General features: G+C 51.9%; 18 protein-coding genes and 1 other annotated feature. Of the genes, 3 read left to right on the top strand and 15 right to left on the bottom strand.

The window, feature by feature from the left end; translation table 11 throughout:
* Positions 1-84: 84 nt before the first annotated feature.
* The 10 genes from EGK14_RS05690 to hisL all read right to left on the bottom strand — a co-directional run bounded on the left by EGK14_RS05690 (position 85) and on the right by hisL (position 7,895).
* Entirely contained in the window at positions 85-564 is a 480-nt protein-coding gene (locus EGK14_RS05690) for a YbaK/prolyl-tRNA synthetase associated domain-containing protein (protein ID WP_125288111.1), read from the bottom strand.
* A gap of 65 nt (positions 565-629) precedes the next feature.
* The gene (hisIE, locus tag EGK14_RS05685; RefSeq protein ID WP_125288110.1) at positions 630-1,241 is read right to left on the bottom strand and encodes a bifunctional phosphoribosyl-AMP cyclohydrolase/phosphoribosyl-ATP diphosphatase HisIE; all 612 of its coding nucleotides are present in this window, start codon (positions 1,239-1,241) and stop codon (positions 630-632) included.
* Entirely contained in the window at positions 1,235-2,011 is a 777-nt protein-coding gene (gene hisF / locus EGK14_RS05680) for an imidazole glycerol phosphate synthase subunit HisF (RefSeq protein WP_125288109.1), read from the bottom strand. Before hisF ends, hisIE begins: the two co-directional genes overlap by 7 nt.
* Positions 1,993-2,730: a 1-(5-phosphoribosyl)-5-[(5-phosphoribosylamino)methylideneamino]imidazole-4-carboxamide isomerase gene (hisA, locus tag EGK14_RS05675; RefSeq protein ID WP_125288108.1), complete on the bottom strand. Its 738-nt coding sequence runs from the start codon at positions 2,728-2,730 to the stop codon at positions 1,993-1,995. The genes hisF and hisA overlap by 19 nt, the downstream gene beginning before the upstream one ends.
* Positions 2,731-3,321, bottom strand: coding sequence for an imidazole glycerol phosphate synthase subunit HisH (gene hisH, locus EGK14_RS05670; protein WP_125288107.1), 591 nt, complete (start codon positions 3,319-3,321; stop codon positions 2,731-2,733). It lies immediately after the preceding gene.
* Positions 3,321-4,388, bottom strand: a complete 1,068-nt coding sequence (gene hisB / locus EGK14_RS05665) for a bifunctional histidinol-phosphatase/imidazoleglycerol-phosphate dehydratase HisB (RefSeq protein WP_125288106.1) — start codon at positions 4,386-4,388, stop codon at positions 3,321-3,323. Before hisB ends, hisH begins: the two co-directional genes overlap by 1 nt.
* A complete protein-coding gene (gene hisC / locus EGK14_RS05660; RefSeq protein WP_125288105.1) occupies positions 4,385-5,473 on the bottom strand; it encodes a histidinol-phosphate transaminase in 1,089 nt (362 codons plus the stop codon). The genes hisB and hisC overlap by 4 nt, the downstream gene beginning before the upstream one ends.
* Positions 5,470-6,768, bottom strand: a complete 1,299-nt coding sequence (gene hisD, locus EGK14_RS05655) for a histidinol dehydrogenase (RefSeq protein WP_125288104.1) — start codon at positions 6,766-6,768, stop codon at positions 5,470-5,472. The genes hisC and hisD overlap by 4 nt, the downstream gene beginning before the upstream one ends.
* 3 nt (positions 6,769-6,771) lie before the next feature.
* Entirely contained in the window at positions 6,772-7,671 is a 900-nt protein-coding gene (gene hisG, locus EGK14_RS05650; protein ID WP_125288103.1) for an ATP phosphoribosyltransferase, read from the bottom strand.
* A 79-nt stretch (positions 7,672-7,750) separates the two neighbouring features.
* Positions 7,751-7,872: a sequence feature (His leader region), on the bottom strand.
* Positions 7,848-7,895, bottom strand: coding sequence for a his operon leader peptide (gene hisL / locus EGK14_RS05645; protein ID WP_100396937.1), 48 nt, complete (start codon positions 7,893-7,895; stop codon positions 7,848-7,850). It overlaps the preceding feature by 25 nt.
* A gap of 176 nt (positions 7,896-8,071) precedes the next feature.
* On the opposite strand from hisL, the gene EGK14_RS05640 reads away from it, so the two are divergent.
* Positions 8,072-8,899, top strand: coding sequence for an SDR family oxidoreductase (locus EGK14_RS05640; RefSeq protein WP_125288102.1), 828 nt, complete (start codon positions 8,072-8,074; stop codon positions 8,897-8,899).
* A 352-nt stretch (positions 8,900-9,251) separates the two neighbouring features.
* A complete protein-coding gene (locus EGK14_RS05635; RefSeq protein ID WP_125288101.1) occupies positions 9,252-9,539 on the top strand; it encodes a hypothetical protein in 288 nt (95 codons plus the stop codon).
* Positions 9,540-10,633: 1,094 nt separating this feature from the next.
* On the opposite strand, the gene EGK14_RS05630 is transcribed toward EGK14_RS05635, so the two are convergent.
* The 5 genes from EGK14_RS05630 to puuR form a co-directional block, all read right to left on the bottom strand.
* The gene (locus tag EGK14_RS05630; RefSeq protein WP_125288100.1) at positions 10,634-12,145 is read right to left on the bottom strand and encodes a glucosyltransferase domain-containing protein; all 1,512 of its coding nucleotides are present in this window, start codon (positions 12,143-12,145) and stop codon (positions 10,634-10,636) included.
* Positions 12,146-12,147: 2 nt separating this feature from the next.
* Positions 12,148-13,062 (bottom strand): glycosyltransferase family 2 protein, encoded by a 915-nt coding sequence (locus EGK14_RS05625; protein WP_125288099.1) that lies wholly within the window; start codon positions 13,060-13,062, stop codon positions 12,148-12,150.
* Positions 13,063-13,183: 121 nt separating this feature from the next.
* Positions 13,184-13,417 carry a GtrA family protein gene (locus EGK14_RS05620; RefSeq protein WP_125288098.1) on the bottom strand — a complete coding sequence of 78 codons (234 nt, stop codon included), beginning with the start codon at positions 13,415-13,417 and terminating at the stop codon, positions 13,184-13,186.
* 143 nt (positions 13,418-13,560) lie between these two features.
* Positions 13,561-14,838 carry an FAD-binding oxidoreductase gene (locus tag EGK14_RS05615; RefSeq protein ID WP_125288097.1) on the bottom strand — a complete coding sequence of 426 codons (1,278 nt, stop codon included), beginning with the start codon at positions 14,836-14,838 and terminating at the stop codon, positions 13,561-13,563.
* 42 nt (positions 14,839-14,880) lie between these two features.
* The gene (gene puuR, locus EGK14_RS05610; protein WP_125288096.1) at positions 14,881-15,435 is read right to left on the bottom strand and encodes an HTH-type transcriptional regulator PuuR; all 555 of its coding nucleotides are present in this window, start codon (positions 15,433-15,435) and stop codon (positions 14,881-14,883) included.
* A gap of 418 nt (positions 15,436-15,853) precedes the next feature.
* Here puuR and EGK14_RS05605 point away from each other — a divergent pair, with 418 nt between their 5' ends.
* Complete coding sequence (locus EGK14_RS05605) at positions 15,854-17,266, top strand: glutamine synthetase family protein (protein ID WP_199746386.1); 1,413 nt, start codon at positions 15,854-15,856, stop codon at positions 17,264-17,266.
* Positions 17,267-17,304 lie beyond the last annotated feature (38 nt).

Below are 17,304 nucleotides of genomic sequence, written 5' to 3'. Positions count from 1 at the left end.
CGTCTCCGGGCTTTAAAGCCCGATAATAAAAAACCCCAGGCGTTGCGCTGGGGTTTTTTTTCGTCTGTAGAGACTCAATCGTTTTTACTCTTTCAAAATATCAGCTGACTGTGTGCTTGCGATACGCTGATAATCCTGCGCGTTCAGCACCACTGATTTCTCCAGCAGTCCGGCGTTAAACGCGATCTCGCTGTTGCGCTCGCACAGCGTGGGATCGACGACAACTTTCAGCTCATCATGAAAGCTGAAGGGCGGTATCGCACCAAACACACAGCCGGTCAGCCGATCCACTTCCGCCGGGCTGGCCAGCGAGGCGCGCAGGCCGCCGACCGCTTTGGCTACCTTGCTCAGGTCAGCCTGCTGGTCGGCAGGCAATATTGCCAGAACGTACTGTTTAACGCCGTTGCCTTTGACGTGGCACACCAGCGCCTTGGCCCCCTGACCGACAGCGGTGCCGCGGATTGCCGCAACTTCTTCACATTTGCCGGTCGGCTCATGCGTCATGATCTTATAACGCGCCTGCTGGCCGTCCAGCAGAGCGATTAACTTGTCAAACGTGCTCATCCTGCTCCCTTAATTAAGAAGGCCGGTTGCCCGACCTTGTTATTTGTTGCTATACCCCGGCTCTGTTACTTATGCCGCTGGCGCAGGTTTTCGATTACCGCACTCAGATTAAGATCCTGATCCTGAAGCAGCACCAGCAGGTGATACACCAGGTCGGAAGCCTCGTTAGTCAGCTCATCGCGATCGTTAACGGTGGCCGCCAGCGCGGTTTCCACGCCTTCTTCACCGACCTTCTGCGCGATGCGCTTGGTGCCGCTGGCGTAAAGGCTGGCGGTATAGGAACTGGCCGGATCGGCGTGCTTGCGTTCGGCCAGCAGCTGTTCGAGCTGATACAGGAAAGTCCAGTCGGCGGCGGCAGGCGAGAAGCAGCTGCTGGTGCCGCGATGACAGGTTGGCCCAACCGGGTTGACCAGCAGCAGCAGCGTATCGTTATCGCAGTCAGGCGTGATGCTGACGACGTTAAGAAAATGCGCCGAGGTTTCGCCCTTGGTCCACAAACGCTGTTTGGTACGCGACCAGAAGGTCACTTTACCGGTCTCGAGCGTTTTCGCCAGCGCTTCCTGATTCATATAGCCGTGCATCAATACTTCGCCGGAGACGGCGTGCTGCACGATAGCCGGCATCATGCCGTCGGTTTTTGCCCAGTCAAGTTGGGCAAGCTGTTGTTCTGTTAACACGCGCGGATCTCCACACCCTGGTCGAGCAGAAAAGCTTTCAGCTCGCCAATATTAATAATTTGCTTATGGAATACGCTGGCTGCCAGCGCACCATCGACGTTGGCGTCGCGGAAAGCCTCAAGGAAATGTTCCATGGTGCCCGCGCCGCCGGAGGCAATTAACGGCACCTTGCAGACCTCGCGGACTTTTTGCAGCTGGATCAGATCGTAGCCGTTACGCACGCCGTCCTGATTCATCATATTCAGCACGATTTCGCCCGCGCCGCGCTTCTGTACTTCCTGTACCCAATCCAGCGTTTCCCACGTCGTGACCTGCGTACGCGCTTCGTCGCCGGTGTACTGATTCACGTGGTATTTGCCGCTTTCGCTGTCGTACCAGGTATCGATACCGACTACAATGCACTGCACGCCAAAGCGATCTGCCAGCCGCGTGATCAGCTCAGGATCGGCCAGCGCCGGTGAGTTAATCGAGATTTTGTCGGCACCGAAAGAGAGGATCTGCGCCGCGTCTTCCGCCGATTTAATACCGCCCGCCACGCAGAAAGGAATATCGATCACCTCCGCCACGCGAGCCACCCAGCTTTTATCCACCACGCGACCGGCGGAGGAAGCGGTAATATCATAAAACACCAGCTCGTCCGCGCCTTCCTGCGCGTAGCGCTGCGCCAGCGGGACGATATCGCCGATGATCTCATGATTGCGGAACTGCACGCCTTTGACGACCTGGCCGTCACGCACGTCCAGGCAGGGGATTATCCGTTTTGCCAGCATGTTATCGCCTCCGATACGTTGAATTTACCTTCCAGCAGAGCACGGCCGACAATCACGCCCGCAGCACCACAGCCGCGCAGGGCGCGAATATCCTCCAGCGAGCCAATGCCGCCGGAAGACTGGAAAGCGATCTGCGGATAGCGCGCCGAGACTTCACGATACAGCGCCACGTTAGAGCCGCTGAGCGTGCCGTCGCGGGAGATATCGGTGCAAAGCACGTGTTGCAGGCCATAAGGCCGGAACTGTTCAATAACTTCTTCCAGCGTCACGCCAGCCGCTTCCTGCCAGCCGCTGATCGCGACTTCTTTGCGGTTGGCCTCGTCGATACGCACATCCAGCGCCAGCACGATCGCCCCGGCGCCGTACTGCTTAAACCAGCGCTGTACTTCTTCCGGATCTTTTACCGCCGTAGAGCCAACCACCACGCGTGTGGCGCCCGCCTCCAGCAGCGCCTCCACATCTTCCCGCGTGCGGATGCCGCCGCCAACCTGTACCGGCACGGCGACGCCCGCCAGCAGGGTTTTCAGCAGCGGGATCTGCCGCGCCGCCGGATCTTTCGCGCCGGTCAAATCGACCAGGTGCAGTACCTGTGCGCCCTGAGCCTCGTATTCCTGCAGGCGCGGCAAAGGATCGCTGCCGTAATCGCGCCGCTGACCGTAATCGCCCTGATGCAGCCGCACCACTTTTCCTTCAATTAAATCCAATGCGGGAATAATCACTTACATCTCCAGGAAGTTTTTCAGCAGCTGCGCGCCAGCCGCGCCGGAACGTTCCGGATGGAACTGGACGCCGAAGAAGTTGTCTTTCTGCACCGCGGCGGTAAAAGGCTCACCGTAGTTGCACTGCGCGATGGTGCAGGCATTCACCGGCATGGCGTAGCTGTGCACAAAATAGAAGTACGCGCCGTCGGGAATGTCGCGAAACAGATGGTTGCCCGCCTGAGCGGTAATCTGGTTCCAGCCCATATGCGGTAGCGGCAGCCCGCAGTCGTTCATCTGCTCAACCGCCTGGTCGATAATCCCCAGCGTGGTGACGCCGTTGCTCTCCTCGCTGTGCGAGCCAAGCAGCTGCATTCCCAGGCAGATCCCCAGCACCGGCTGGGTACAGGCTTTAATCAGCTCGATTAGCTCGCGCTCGCGCAGCTGATCCATCGCCGCCTGCGCCGTACCGACGCCCGGCAGCAGCAGCTTATCGGCCTGCAGCACGACGTCGGCCTCGCGGCTGACCACCGGCTCATAGCCCAGGCGCTGGATAGCCCATTTAACTGAGGAAAGGTTGGCGCAACCGGTATCCAGGATCACCACGTTCATTACAGCACTCCTTTCGAGCTGGGCAGGGTATTGCCTTCCACGCGGATCGCCTGGCGCAGCGTGCGGCCAAAGGCTTTAAACAGGCTCTCCACGCGGTGGTGATCGTTCTTGCCTTTGGTTTTCAGGTGCAGCGTGCTGGCCATGGTATAGGAAAGCGAACGGAAGAAGTGCTCCACCATCTCGGTGCTGAGATCGCCCACGCGCTGATAGCTGAACTCGGCTTTATATTCCAGATGCGGACGGCCAGAGATATCCAGCGCGCAGCGCGCCAGGCACTCGTCCATCGGCAGCACAAAGCCGAAACGGCCGATGCCGCGCTTGTCGCCCAGTGCTTTCAGCAGCGCCTCGCCCAGCGCCAGGCCGGTATCTTCTACCGTGTGGTGATCGTCGATATAGAGATCGCCTTTCACCTCAATATTCATGCGGAAGCCGCCGTGGGTGGCTATCTGATCCAGCATATGGTCAAAGAAGCCTACGCCGGTATTGAACTGGCTGTTGCCTTCGCGATCCAGCCAGACCTCCACTTTAATCTGCGTCTCTTTGGTGTTGCGGTTCACCAGCGCATGACGATCGCGTTTGGTCAACTGCTGCCCAATACCCTGCCAGTTAAGGCCTTCCTTAGAGTAGTGCAGCCCCTGAATGCCCATATTGCTTGCCAGCTGCAGATCGGTGGTGCGATCGCCAATAACATAGCTGTTGGCGGTATCCAGCACGCCTTCCGCCAGCCACGCCGTGACCAGTTTGGTTTTCGGCTTGCGGCAGTCGCAGCCGTCTTCCGGCAGATGCGGACAGATCAGCACGTCGTCAAAGCGAATGCCCTGCGAGCTTAAGACCTGCATCATCAGCTGGTGCGGGCCGTCAAAATCCGCCTGCGGGAAGCTTGCGGTACCCAGCCCGTCCTGATTGGTGATCATCACCAATCGATAACCGGCATTTTGCAGTGCCAACAGGGCAGGAATAACGTCCGGCTCGAAAGCCAGCTTCTCCATGCGGTCAACCTGATAATCTTCCGGCGGTTCGGCAATAATCGTTCCGTCGCGATCGATAAAAAGAACTTTCTGGCTCATGCTTGCTCCATGGATGCGGATGCGCCGGATAACTTTTGCAGCGCGAAGATAACGCGGTCACACTCTTCAGCCGTGCCGACGGAGATACGCAGGCAGCCCGCCAGTCCCGGCTGTTTGTTCTGGTCACGCAGAATAATGCCCTGATCCCACAAGGTTTTAAAGACCAATGCGGAGTCAGTAAAGCGGGCCAGCACGTAGTTGGTCTCGCTGGGAAATACTTTTTCCACGCAGCGGCAGTCGCGCAAATCGCTAATCAGCTTTTCACGCGTCGCCAGCAGTTCGCCGACGTGCTCCTTCATCAGGGCGACGCCCTGTTCGCTCAGCGCCTGGGCAGCGATATCGGCTACCGGCGTGGAAAGCGGATAAGGCGCGATAACTTTCAATAGCAGCGCAATAACTTCGGCGTTGGCCAGCGTAAAGCCGCAGCGCAGTCCGGCCAGCGCAAACGCCTTGGAGAGCGTACGCAGGATCACCAGGTGCGGATATTCCTTCATCCAGCCGGTCAGCGTCGCCGTCGGGCAGAACTCTATATAGGCTTCGTCTGCTATCACCAGCGCCTTGCCGCGCGTCATTTCCAGCAGCTGGCGAATAGCCTCCGGCTTCACCAGGTTGCCGGTAGGATTGTTCGGGCTGCACACGTAAACCAGTTTCACGCCGTCAAGCTTGTCGGCGATGGCGGACAGGTTGAGCTGCCAGCCATCCTGCGCGGGCACTGTGCGGTATTCCACGCCCAGCGTTTCGGCGCTGACGCTGTACATGCCGTAGGTCGGCGGACAGAACAGCACGGCGTCTTTGCCCGGCTCGCAAAACGCGCGTATCAGCAGCTCGATGCCTTCGTCCGCGCCACGGCTGACCAGCACCTGCTCCGGCGACAAGCCCGCATAGGCTGCATAGCGCTCAATTACGGCTTTCGGCTGGCACTCGGGATAGCGGTTCAGCGTCTGCTGGCGGAGGTCGAACGGCACCGCCAGCGGATACTCGTTGGCGTTTAGCCACACATCGCCGCTGCCGCCAAGACGACGAGCGGACTGATAGGGCGTCAGCTGGCGCACGTTGGCGCGGGCGAGATCTTCAATCTTGCTCATTGCTTCTCCTTCAGCGCGGCGACGCGCAGCGTCACGGCGTTTTTGTGGGCGGTCAGCTGCTCGGCGGCGGCCAGGGTTTCAATGGTCGGCGCCAGATTCAAAAAGCCTCGGGGCGTCAGCTCCTGCACCGTCATCCGCTTCTGGAAATCGGCCAGGCCCAGGCTGGAGCAGGTTGCCGTAAAGCCGTAGGTCGGCAGCACGTGATTGGTGCCGGAGGCGTAATCGCCGGCGGATTCCGGCGACCAGTCGCCCAGAAACACGGAGCCGGCGCTGGTGATGTCTGCGACCAGATCGCGCGCCTGGCGCGTCTGGATAATCAAATGCTCCGGCCCGTAGCGGTTGCTGATTGCAACGCACTGCGCCAAATCTTTCGCCACGATCAGGCGGCTGGCGGCCAGCGCCTGACGGGCCGTTTCGGCGCGCGGCAGGCTGGCCAGCTGCTTTTCCACCGCGTCGGCGACCGCTTCGGCCATTTGACGATCGGGCGTCAGCAGGATCACCTGCGAATCGGGACCGTGCTCCGCCTGAGAAAGCAAATCGGAGGCGACAAAATCCGGCGTGGCTTCACCATCCGCAATCACCAGCACCTCGGAAGGGCCGGCTGGCATATCGATCGCCGCGCCGTCAAGACGCTGGCTGACCTGACGTTTCGCTTCGGTTACCCAGGCGTTGCCCGGCCCGAAGATTTTATCGACCTTCGGCACGGATGCAGTACCCAGCGCCATGGCGGCAATAGCCTGCGCGCCGCCGACCTGAAATACCTCCTGCACGCCGCACAGCCTGGCGGCATATAAAATTTCGTCGGCGATCGGCGGTGGCGAGCAGAGCACCACGCGCTTGCATCCGGCGATGCGGGCGGGTGTCGCCAGCATCAGCACGGTAGAGAAGAGCGGGGCGGAGCCGCCGGGAATATACAGGCCGACGGACGACACGGGGCGGGTGATCTGCTGGCAGCGCACGCCGGGCTGGGTTTCGATATCCACTTCCGGCAGCTTTTGTGCCTGATGAAATTTATCGATATTGGCCACCGCAACCGCCATCGCCTGTTTGACCTCATCACCAAGCCGCGCTGATGCCGCATCTATCTCTTCACCGGTGACGCGCAGCGCCCCGACATCAGTCTTGTCAAAAGCGGCGCTGTAATAGCGCAACGCCTCGTCGCCTTCCGCCTTTACCTTTTCCAGGATTGTGCGAACGCTGGCGGTAATATTTTCAGAAGCGGAGATAGCCGGACGAGTCAGCAGTGCCTGCTGTTCTTCGGCACTGCACGCCTGCCAGTCAATCGGGGTCATCATCGCTTACTCCATCATCTTCTCAATAGGCAGCACGAGGATGGAGCTGGCGCCCAGCGCTTTCAGTTTCTCCATCGTTTCCCAGAACAGCGTTTCGCTGCTCACCATGTGCATGGCGACGCGGCTCTTGTCGCCCGCCAGCGGCAGAACGGTTGGACGCTCCGCGCCCGGCAGCAGAGCGATGATATCTTCCAGACGCTCGCTCGGCGCGTGCAGCATGATGTACTTGGATTCACGTGCCTGGATGACGCCCTGGATACGGGTCATCAGCTTGTCGATTAGCTCCTGCTTGGCGGCAGGCATTTCGCCATCGCGTTGGATCAGACAGGCTTTAGAGCGGTAAATAACCTCGACTTCGCGCAGGCCGTTGGCTTCCAGCGTCGCGCCGGTGGAAACCAGGTCGCAAATGGCGTCGGCCAGGCCGGCGCGAGGCGCCACTTCGACGGAACCGTTCAGCAGGCAGGATTTAAAAGCAACGCCCTGTTTGTCGAGATACTTTTTCAGCAGGTGAGGATAGGAGGTGGCGATACGGGCATTTTGCAAACACTGCGGGCCGGTATATTCATCATCAACCGACATCGCCAACGACAGGCGGCAGCCGCCAAAATCAAGACGGCGCAGCAGGGCATAACGAGGATCTTCGCCCTGCGCGCGGCGGGTCAGCAGCTCTTCTTCCAGCACGTTTTCGCCGATAATGCCCAGGTCCACGACGCCATCCATCACCAGCCCCGGAATATCGTCATCACGTACGCGCAGGATGTCGATCGGCATGTTCTCGGCAAAGGCGATCAGACGCTGCTGCTGCAGGTTGATTTTGATGCCGCAGCGGGCCAGCAGCTCGCGTGATTCATCGCTTAAACGGCCTGATTTCTGCATAGCTATGCGTAAACGTTTGTTATCTAACATCGGTACTTATCCTCTTTTCCTGTCTACCCGATTTAACCGGCCAGCGTTGTTCATTCCTTCAGGCCCGGATCTGCGCCCATAAAAAAAGCCCCCGGAAGACGATCTTCCGGGGGCTTTTTTTGCGTTCTGCACCGCTGGAAGATCTGAATGTCTCCCAGCACACATCGCCTGAAAGACTAGTCAGGATGATGGTGATGATGGTGGTTGAACTGAACGCGTGTCATAGTCTTCTCAAATAGGGGTGAATGATTATTCATTTCGTGACCAATAACCTAACTCAGGACAAATGTCGGGCGCAACACTTTTTTATCATTGATGACAGATAAAAAGGCTTAAGCGATTGTTGTTGACGAAAGGCTGGCGTAGTTTTAGGGCATGGTTGAGAAAGCAGGGAACAAAGATGAAAAAAGTGGCGATTGTAGGACTGGGCTGGCTGGGTATGCCGCTGGGGCTGGCGATGACGGCGCGAGGCTGGCAGGTCACCGGCAGCAAAACCACGGCTGATGGCGTGGAGGCGGCGCGCATGTGCGGGCTGGAAAGCGTGCTGCTGACGCTGACGCCGGAACTGGAGTGCGATTCTGACGATCTCGACGCGCTGCTGGCCGTGGATGCGCTGGTCATCACTTTACCAGCCAGCCGCACGGCGGAGGGCGGCGAAAATTATCTGCTGGCGGTTCAGCAAATTGTGGACAGCGCGCTGGCGGCAAACGTGCCGCGCATTGTTTTTACCAGTTCCACCTCTGTTTACGGCAGCGGAAACGGCGAGATGAATGAGGACAGCCCGCTGGAGCCGGTTACGGTAGCGGGCAAAACGCTGAAGGAGCTGGAAACCTGGCTACATAACCTGCCGGGAACCTCGGTAGATATTCTGCGTCTGTCCGGGCTGGTGGGGCCGCAGCGGCATCCGGGCCGCTTTCTGGCGGGTAAAGCCGATCTAAGCGACGGCTCACACGGGGTTAATCTGGTGCATCTGGAGGACGTGGTTGCCGCTATTATCCTGCTGCTGGAAAACGGTGAAGGTGGAAGAACCTACAATCTGAGCGCGCCGCATCATCCTGCCCGCAAAGATTTTTATCCGGCGGTAGCGCGACAGCTGGGACTGACGCCGCCAACGTTTCGTGAAGAAGCGGACGAGGCAACGGGCAAAATCATTAACGGCGAGCGTATTTGTCAGGAAATCGGGTTCAACTACCGCTACCCGGATCCGGGGAAAATGCCGGTTAGTTGATAAAAACCTGATTATTGAATCATATTAGTAAGACAGGAGTAAGTAGCTTCGTAAACTTACTCTATTACTTAATTTATCTTCGCTATGAATTGAATTTTGGATACTATCATTAATTAAACTAAGTAGCGAAGATTTTTTATTTCCCACATACCAGAACCAAAAAAATCATAAAGTCATATCCGCACCTATCAAATAGATAATTATATCCCTATTGTGAACCAGTATCCGTTTTTTTATAAGGAGTAAATGTATTATCCGGCGTGAGAAGTGCAATCTAAAATAATACTCGCTAACTTTTTAAATAAATTTACGAATGATACCAGAGGAAAAATTAAGATCAAGGATCATTGTTGTGTTAAAAATGAATGTTGGAATAAAGGAGGAAATAGCAGTAAAGTCGTATGTTAATTTACTAGGTGCGCTGAAAACGGCCGATATTTTACGTTTGGGTGGAGGTTTAAAAATAGAGCTTAAATATATGACGAAACCTATCTTTTTCTTTATGTTCATCAAAGAAAATTTTTTAGGGCGGGTAGGAAAAAGTGTGGTCAATACGTGTCGGGATAAACCACAAGCGGAATGTTGTGTTCGCCTAATTTATATCTATAGTGAAGAAAAAAAAATATTCCCTCCCGAGTGAAATAGTAAAGGTATGAGTACATTACATAAGTAATGCTAATCATTGTAAGCTTCTGCTTTCAATTTTTTTGGGATTTTTATTACATACGATGTGAGTAGTGATAATAAAACAGGTGGGCAAAATCGGGATGAAGCATAATGAATTTTATTAAAATACGAGAAATACTGAGTTGTCATTAAGTCAATGTCATAGGGATGCGACGATGGTATATTGATAAAATAACGATAGTAATAGCAATAACGTGTAATTATTCAATGTCTAATTTTTTAGATTTATTTATTCAGGTACCTCCTTATTCTCACGTCCATAGCCCAAAACAGAATCGCGTAACCAACTAATATTCTTGTCCTTTCTTCGCTATTACAGCGATGCAAATGTTTTTAAAGTTGTTAGTCAAACCTCTCAGTTTGAGAAAACAATAAAAATTTTATATGATTTTTGTGGTATGTAACACACCAGAAGTCCCGCTTTTTAATTTTAACATCATGAGAACAGTAGATAAAGATTGATTAGGAAAGATAGAATAGTTTAGTTTAAGGGGGGCTTAGCGTCCCTTATAACAGCAGAAATCGCAAAATGATCGAATACAGAAAAAAAATTCTTTTCGCTGTAGAATAAAACTCTAAAAGAACCGGAGAATTTGTTTTATAAGTCGCCGGGAAATTTTAAGGGTGTTACGCTGCTTTCCGCATTGGTAAGGTATTAGCAACACCCAAGATACCTACTGACTGGTAAAGCCGATGTGTACAACGGTTCAAACGACGTGACTTGGTGTACCCAGACGAGATCGCCAAAGCTATTATTCTGTGATAGAAAAGCGGAAAATCGGAAATAATTATAACCTCAGCCCCGGAACGACCTGTACACCACGACTTTATCTGACCGTGGCTTGCCAACTAATCCTGACGCCGCTGAGGTTTTGCAAAAAAAGCAAGGTTCGGAAAATATATGATTGTCGAAGGTAATCATATCTTTATAATTCCGTTTTTCCGCTGTCATTATATGCATCCAATAAAGAGAGATTTATTATAATAACTTTGCAGAGTAATGAATTATATCATAAAAATAAAAGCGGGGAGCCCCGCTTTTATCGGTTAGCATTTGGTATAACTGAAGTCAATTACGGCAAGGTCATCATTTCTATAAATTGAATAAATACTATTAGAAGAAACTTTTTTCATGGTGCATATTTTTGAGCGGCCAGTCTCCGAAGGTAAGTAGTTTTTATCAAAATAATATTGATTAAGTTGTACATTTCCCCAAAGTAAATCCTGCCCAATATTATTAGCGTTTAGGAATTTTATGATTGGAAAGTTTTTTTCCGCCAAGTCAGATTGGTAACTGGTGGGAGCATTGCCAAGTATACTAATATTCTTTATATCATTCATGTTGTGACTGGAAAAGTCACTTTGAATACGAGTGATTAGTGATAATTCGAGTTTTTCTGTGGTTTTTTGAGCGTTATATAAGGAATATGCTAATGTAAACAAACCAAAAACAGGAAGTAGAATCCAAAGCTGTAATTTGTTATGTTTTCTAAAAAGGATAAACGAAAATGCAAAAAGACTACAGATTAATCCTGAAGCTCCTAACAGGGTTCTTGCAGAAGTTATAGGGTTAATTAGCAAAAGCATTGGACCATATACAGCTATATACAATAAGAAAGGAGAAAGCAAAACAATAATGCAAGAGATGGTTTTTGGTATGAACGATATACTTTGATTCAGAGTTTTCTTTAAAAGAATAGTTATAGCTGCAGGGACTATGATAGCAAGGGGTGAAAAGAATACCCATAAATTACCTTTAAAAGCGCTAAGAAATATATCGCCTAGTAAATAATGATTTCTTGTAATAGTTGATAAGATTAGGGGCAGGTTGCTGGTTGCAATTTCGCCATGCGTAATATTGTATTCACCATAAATTACAAACTTTTTGATGATCAAAATATACATTATGTTTGCTAGCAAATAAGCGATAAGCTGATACTTTATTTGCTCCAATGCTTTTATGTTTTTCCCATCATTGATATTTAACAGGGCGAACAAAATAGAAAGGCTAACGAATATGTTTAAGGCCGCCTGATAGAAGCATAAAGAGGAAAATAATAAAAAGGTAGAGATGAAGATTTTTTTTCGAAAGGAATTATTCTCGTTAAGAACAAAGGGTAGAGCAGCCAAGAAAACAGAAAGAGACATTGTTAATGAATCATACTTATATGACCAGTTTTCCAGATAGTAGGGAGAGATAGCCAGAGGCAGAAAAGTAAATAAGGGAATAAATATTCGGCCTTCATCGATTTTACCTGATAAAAAGCTAATGGTGCTCGCCAATACCACAGCGGCCAGTAACTGTGGTAGTGGCGAAATATCATTAAAAAAGCCACCAGCCATCATAATCTTAAACATTAACACCGAAAGGGGACGGCCATTAGATAACCAACCTGTTACACCAACCATTGAATGAACAAGGTCGTCAGAATAGTAATGTTCAGATACAATAAGAGGTAGAGTATATAATATTATTATGCCTAAGCTTATGTAAAAAACCTTGTTAAAATCTTTTCTAAAGGAGAAGCTTTTTGAAATTAATTCTCTTAAGTGCAACATTTTTAGTTTTTACCTTTTGATTTAATATATTTCGGTCTTCTTTTTACCTCTGTATAGATTCGACCTATATATTCACCTAGCACACCAATACCAATAAGTTGAACTCCACCGAGGAAAAGGATTGAAACCATAATAGAAGGATAACCCCTGACCGCATTCCCCCAAATAATCTTTTCAATTATCATCCATGAACCGTATAAAAAGGAAAGTGCAGCAACTAACAGGCCTAAATATGTCCAAACACGCAAAGGGAATGTGGAAAAGGAGGTGATACCTTCTAAAGCAAGATTCCATAGTTTCCAGCCGTTAAACTTAGTAACGCCTGCTACTCGTTCTTCTCTGACATACTCAACAATAGCTGTTTTTCCCCCAACCCAACTCAGGATGCCTTTCATAAAAAGGTTTCGTTCCTCTAGTTGCTTGATGTTATCCACAATTTCCCGTGAAAGCAGACGGAAATCACCAACGTTTTCCTCTATCTTTGGTGTGCTTATTTTATTATGTAAGCGGTAGAACCATTCAGCTGTCTTTCTTTTTAGATGGCCATCAGAACTACGATCTATTCTTTTGGCTAAGACAACATCTGCGCCGCTTAGCCATTTTTCAATAAGTTTTGGAATAACTGATATAGGATCTTGTAAATCGACATCAATAGGTATTACAGCGTCGCCCGTAGCATTCTCAAGTCCTGCAAAAAGGGCTGGTTCTTTACCAAAGTTTCGAGTGAAGTTGATTAGACGGACGGCATCGTCCCGGGCAGCCAATTCCTGTGCAATAGTACTAGTGCTATCTGTGCTACCATCATTAATGAAAATAATCTCTAGTGTGTATTGCGTTAGTTCACTTTTAACCGTGTTATAAAAAATAGGTATAGCTTCTTCTTCGTTGTATACAGGTACGATTAGCGATATTTTCATTAAATTTTCTCCCTGAGCACCACTAATTTTGAGTCGATAAATTCGGTTGTAAATTTTACAAATGAGAAGGTAACAAGCGTAACTATTAATGGGAAATGTAATTTATCAGCACCTTTTCCGGTTAACCATGCCAATATCCCCATAAAAATAAAAAATAGCGTTTTTTTGTCGCTTCATTTTTAAAAGCCCATCTAGCATTGGCTATGAAACCAAAGCTTACGGCAATAAGGAACGCCAATAAATTATCAAAGGATTGTGAGCAGGCGAGAGCATAAACAAAAAATGAGAAGCTAATCCAATGAAACAGTGTATTAACTATGCTAACAGAAATGTATTTTTCAAATGGTTTCCACATGATCGCATTCTTTTTTTTGAGTTATGGCAATCTTAACATTTGCAAAGAGCTAAGCAAAGGGAGTACTAACGTAAAATATTACGTTATGATTAATCATAGTTCATTTATTTCCCGCATAGCGCCCGGTAGCAAAGGTAAAAGCTTCAAACGCCCAGCCTGTCCCTCAGCGCATACCATGCGGCGCCCAGCGCCGTTAAGGGTACACGTAGACGGCGACCGCCAGGAAAAGGCAGATGCGGCAGGCGGGCGAATGCATCGAAGCGTTTTGGCTCGCCCTGCAACGCTTCACAAACCAGCTTGCCCGCCAGATGGGTCCAGGTCACGCCGTGTCCGCTGTCGCCCTGCATATAGTAAACGCCGTTTTCCAGCCTGCCAATTTGCGGCATGCGGGATAGCGTCAGCAGAAAGTTTCCACTCCAGGCATAATCAAATTTTATTCCTTCCAGCTGTGGAAAAGTCTTTAGCAGCCTCGGCCGGATCAGCTCGTGAATGTTGCCCGGCTCGCGCGCGCCATAGCTTACGCCACCGCCATACAGCAGGCGATTGTCGGCCGTGAGGCGATAGTAATCCAGCAGATAGTTACGATCTTCTACGCAGTAGTTATCCGGCAGCAGCGCCAGCGCCTTATCGCGGGAGAGCGGTTCCGTGACGACGATCTGCGAGCTACAGGGCAGGCTCTTGCTTGCCAGTCTGGGTTCCAGCTGCGGCGCCAGATAGGCATTACCGGCAAAAATAATGTATTTAGCCAATACGCTACCCTGAGCCGTCCTGACGCGATGCGGCGTGCCGTAGGTCACGGCGATTGCCTCTGACTCCTCATAAATCCTGCCGCCGTGACGGCGAACCGCCTCCGCTTCGCCCAGCGCAAGATTCAGAGGATGCAGATGACCGCCGCTGCGATCCAGCAGGCCGCCGACATAGCGTTCGCTGGCGATTTTACGCCGAATGCCCAGCTCATCCAGCAGCTCCAGCTGATGATTGCCATAGTGCTGCCAGCGTTGGTGCTGCTGCTTTAGCTGGCTGAACTGACGGCTGTTAAGCGCGGCAAAAACGCCGCCGGGCCGGTAGTCGCAGCGAATAGCGTAGCGATCGATACGATCGCGGATCGCCGCAGCGCCTTCAAACATCATGCTGCCCAGCAGCCGTGCGCTTTCTTTGCCGTAGCGGCGCTCAATAACGTCAATATCACGGCTGTAAGAGTTAACTACCTGCCCACCGTTGCGGCCGCTGGCGCCAAAGCCAACCCTGGCCGCTTCCAGCACCACCACGTCATAACCCGCTTCGGTAAGGTATAGCGCCGAGGAAAGGCCGGTAAAACCGCCGCCGATGATGCAGACGTCGCAGAGAATATCATCCGCAAGCCGCGGCCAGCGGTCATGAGGATTGGCCGTAGCGGTATAATAGCTCTGCACATGTTCCATAGCTTTCTCCAACAAAAAGCGCGATGCGGCGGCAACTGGCGATCAAAAGGTGGTTGGGGTATGCGCGCTGACGATCCGGCAGGGCTGCGCAGAGGTGTTATTAAAGCTGTGGGGATGGCCGGTATCGATAACGTAGCTTTGGCCAGCCCGAAGCTGATAGCGCTGGCCGTCGACGGTTAAGGTAATTTCGCCTTCCAGCAACGTGCCGATCTCTTCGCCCTGATGACGAATTTTTTCGGTTGTCGCGCCAGGTTCATAGGTTTCTAACATCATCGCCAGCGTCCGCTCCGGGTTGCCGTTATGGATCAACCGCAGCGACACTCCCTGGCTGCCGATATCAATCAGCTCGTTTGCCTCTATTACTACCTTTGGCCTGGCAGGCTGGACCGGCTCGGAAAAAAATTCGGAAAGGGAAAGGCCATATACTTTTAACAGCTTCTGTAATGTACCAATGGCGGGACTGACCTTGTCCTGCTCAATAGTGCTGATGGCGCTGTGCGTCAGGCCGGAAAGCTCGGCCACGCGACGCTGTGACAGGCCCTGCTGCTGGCGGATTTCAGCCAGGCGACGGCCGGGGGCCAGAGAAATATCGCTCATCGAAGAATTTCCTTTTGCTGCCAAAAAAACGCACGTAAAGGCGTTAATAAATAGTCTTCCTTAACGTCAAAGCCAGCATGCCTGGTTGGGTTTTGCCATACCGTGCAGGTATCGGTAAGCGCCTTATGCCAGGCCAGTCTTATGAGGCTTGCCTGACACATTATTACGTCAATCAAGGGGTTGTTCGAAATAATGCCCATCCCAACTCTCCGTCCGGTTTTAGTGAGCGCGGAAAGGCAGGTCGGATCCATGCCTTATCCAGCCAATCTGGCACTCTGCAGGGCAATATGCAAAAGATTTTGCCTGGAAAATAAACTCTGTCATAACATTTGCCGCGCTGAATAGTTGACGCTATGTTAAGAAGGCGGCGCTTATTTTGAGCGGCACGCAAACATCAGACTTAGCGAAGGCGGGTGGCATCATGACCAATATCGTCGAAGTGGAAGATTTTACGCGGCATAGTGAGCGAACCAGCGCGTTCCAGCTTGAAGTAGAAACTTATCTGGAACGCTATCCTGAAACACAGCATGTTGATGTTCTGCTTAATGATTTAAACGGTGTTTTTCGCGGCAAACGCCTCCCGATCGGGAATTTGCTCAGGCTGGAAAAAGGCTGTTATTTTCCCGCTTCCGTCTATGCCATGGATATTCTCGGCAACACGGTGGAAGAGGCCGGACTTGGCCAGGCGCTGGGTGAACCTGATAATATCTGCTTTCCTGTTGAAGGCACGCTGACTCCCTCCGCAACCGATCCGCAGCGGCTGGCGCAGGTTTTGCTGACCATGCGTAATCAAGATGGTACTCCCTTTGACGTTGAACCCCGAAATGTTCTGAATCACCTTTGGCAGCAGTTGCGCAATCGGGGATTATTTCCGGTGGTAGCGGTAGAGCTGGAGTTCTATCTCGTCGATAAAAAACGCGATGCGGAAGGCGCAATTCAGCCGCCTTGCTCGCCGGGCAGCGACGATCGTCACCGGCAAAGCCAGGTTTATTCGGTTGATAATCTGGACTGTTTTGCCGCCGTGCTCAATGATATCGACAGGCTGGCCAGGCTGCAGGGCATTCCTGCCGACGGCGCGCTGGCGGAAGCGTCGCCAGGCCAGTTTGAAATCAATCTGCGCCATACCCGCAACGTGCTCAGCGCTTGCGATCATGCCGTGCAGCTGAAGCGGCTAATCCGTCAGGTGGCAGAAAATCACGGCATGAACGCTACCTTTATGGCAAAACCCTACGAGGCCTGGGCCGGTAGCGGGATGCACGTTCATATCAGCCTGCTGGACGCCGCCGATCATAATGCCTTTATCACCGATGACGGCAGCGATTCGCCCCTGCTGAAGCGCGCGCTGGCCGGGATGATCGACCTGATGCCCGCCTCTATGGCGCTGCTGGCGCCTAACGTTAATGCCTATCGACGCTTTTTACCGGAAGCCTTTGTGCCTCTACAGGCATCCTGGGGGCACAACAACCGTACGGTAGCGTTGCGTATTCCCTGTGGCGAAGCGGAAAACCATCGCGTGGAGTACCGAGTGGCAGGCGCGGATGCCAATCCTTACCTGGTGGTCGCCGCGGTGCTGGCGGGCATTCTGCACGGCATCGATAATCAACTGCCGCTGCCGTCGGCCATTACCGGCAACGGCCATGAAGCCGACGGCAGACCCTTGCCGGTCAGGCAAAGCGATGCGCTGGACGAGTTTGCACAAAGCTTTCCGCTGCAAAAGCTGCTGGGCGAGCGCTTTGGTTTTGTCTGGCACAGCTGCAAGCATCATGAACTGATGCATTTTGAGCGGCTGATCACCGCCACCGAAATCGACTGGATGTTAAAAAATGCCTGAGGTTTCCTGTAAAGAAATGGCGCAGAAAGGCTTTAAAA

The sequence above is a fragment of the Erwinia sp. 198 genome, from assembly GCF_003937915.1.
Taxonomy (GTDB): domain Bacteria; phylum Pseudomonadota; class Gammaproteobacteria; order Enterobacterales; family Enterobacteriaceae; genus Erwinia; species Erwinia aeris.
Note: the sequence above shows the minus strand (reverse complement) of the source record. Positions and strands in the feature narration are given on the sequence as shown.

What these genes read in the sequence shown, in the direction of transcription:
- EGK14_RS05690 (WP_125288111.1), bottom strand. Translation starts at nt 564, where the DNA reads ATGAGCACGTTTGACAAGTTAATCGCTCTGCTGGACGGCCAGCAGGCG.
- hisF (WP_125288109.1), bottom strand. Translation starts at nt 2,011, where the DNA reads ATGCTGGCAAAACGGATAATCCCCTGCCTGGACGTGCGTGACGGCCAG.
- hisH (WP_125288107.1), bottom strand. Translation starts at nt 3,321, where the DNA reads ATGAACGTGGTGATCCTGGATACCGGTTGCGCCAACCTTTCCTCAGTT.
- hisB (WP_125288106.1), bottom strand. Translation starts at nt 4,388, where the DNA reads ATGAGCCAGAAAGTTCTTTTTATCGATCGCGACGGAACGATTATTGCC.
- hisC (WP_125288105.1), bottom strand. Translation starts at nt 5,473, where the DNA reads ATGAGCAAGATTGAAGATCTCGCCCGCGCCAACGTGCGCCAGCTGACG.
- hisD (WP_125288104.1), bottom strand. Translation starts at nt 6,768, where the DNA reads ATGATGACCCCGATTGACTGGCAGGCGTGCAGTGCCGAAGAACAGCAG.
- hisG (WP_125288103.1), bottom strand. Translation starts at nt 7,671, where the DNA reads ATGTTAGATAACAAACGTTTACGCATAGCTATGCAGAAATCAGGCCGT.
- EGK14_RS05640 (WP_125288102.1), top strand. Translation starts at nt 8,072, where the DNA reads ATGAAAAAAGTGGCGATTGTAGGACTGGGCTGGCTGGGTATGCCGCTG.
- EGK14_RS05630 (WP_125288100.1), bottom strand. Translation starts at nt 12,145, where the DNA reads ATGTTGCACTTAAGAGAATTAATTTCAAAAAGCTTCTCCTTTAGAAAA.
- EGK14_RS05625 (WP_125288099.1), bottom strand. Translation starts at nt 13,062, where the DNA reads ATGAAAATATCGCTAATCGTACCTGTATACAACGAAGAAGAAGCTATA.
- EGK14_RS05620 (WP_125288098.1), bottom strand. Translation starts at nt 13,417, where the DNA reads ATGTGGAAACCATTTGAAAAATACATTTCTGTTAGCATAGTTAATACA.
- EGK14_RS05615 (WP_125288097.1), bottom strand. Translation starts at nt 14,838, where the DNA reads ATGGAACATGTGCAGAGCTATTATACCGCTACGGCCAATCCTCATGAC.
- puuR (WP_125288096.1), bottom strand. Translation starts at nt 15,435, where the DNA reads ATGAGCGATATTTCTCTGGCCCCCGGCCGTCGCCTGGCTGAAATCCGC.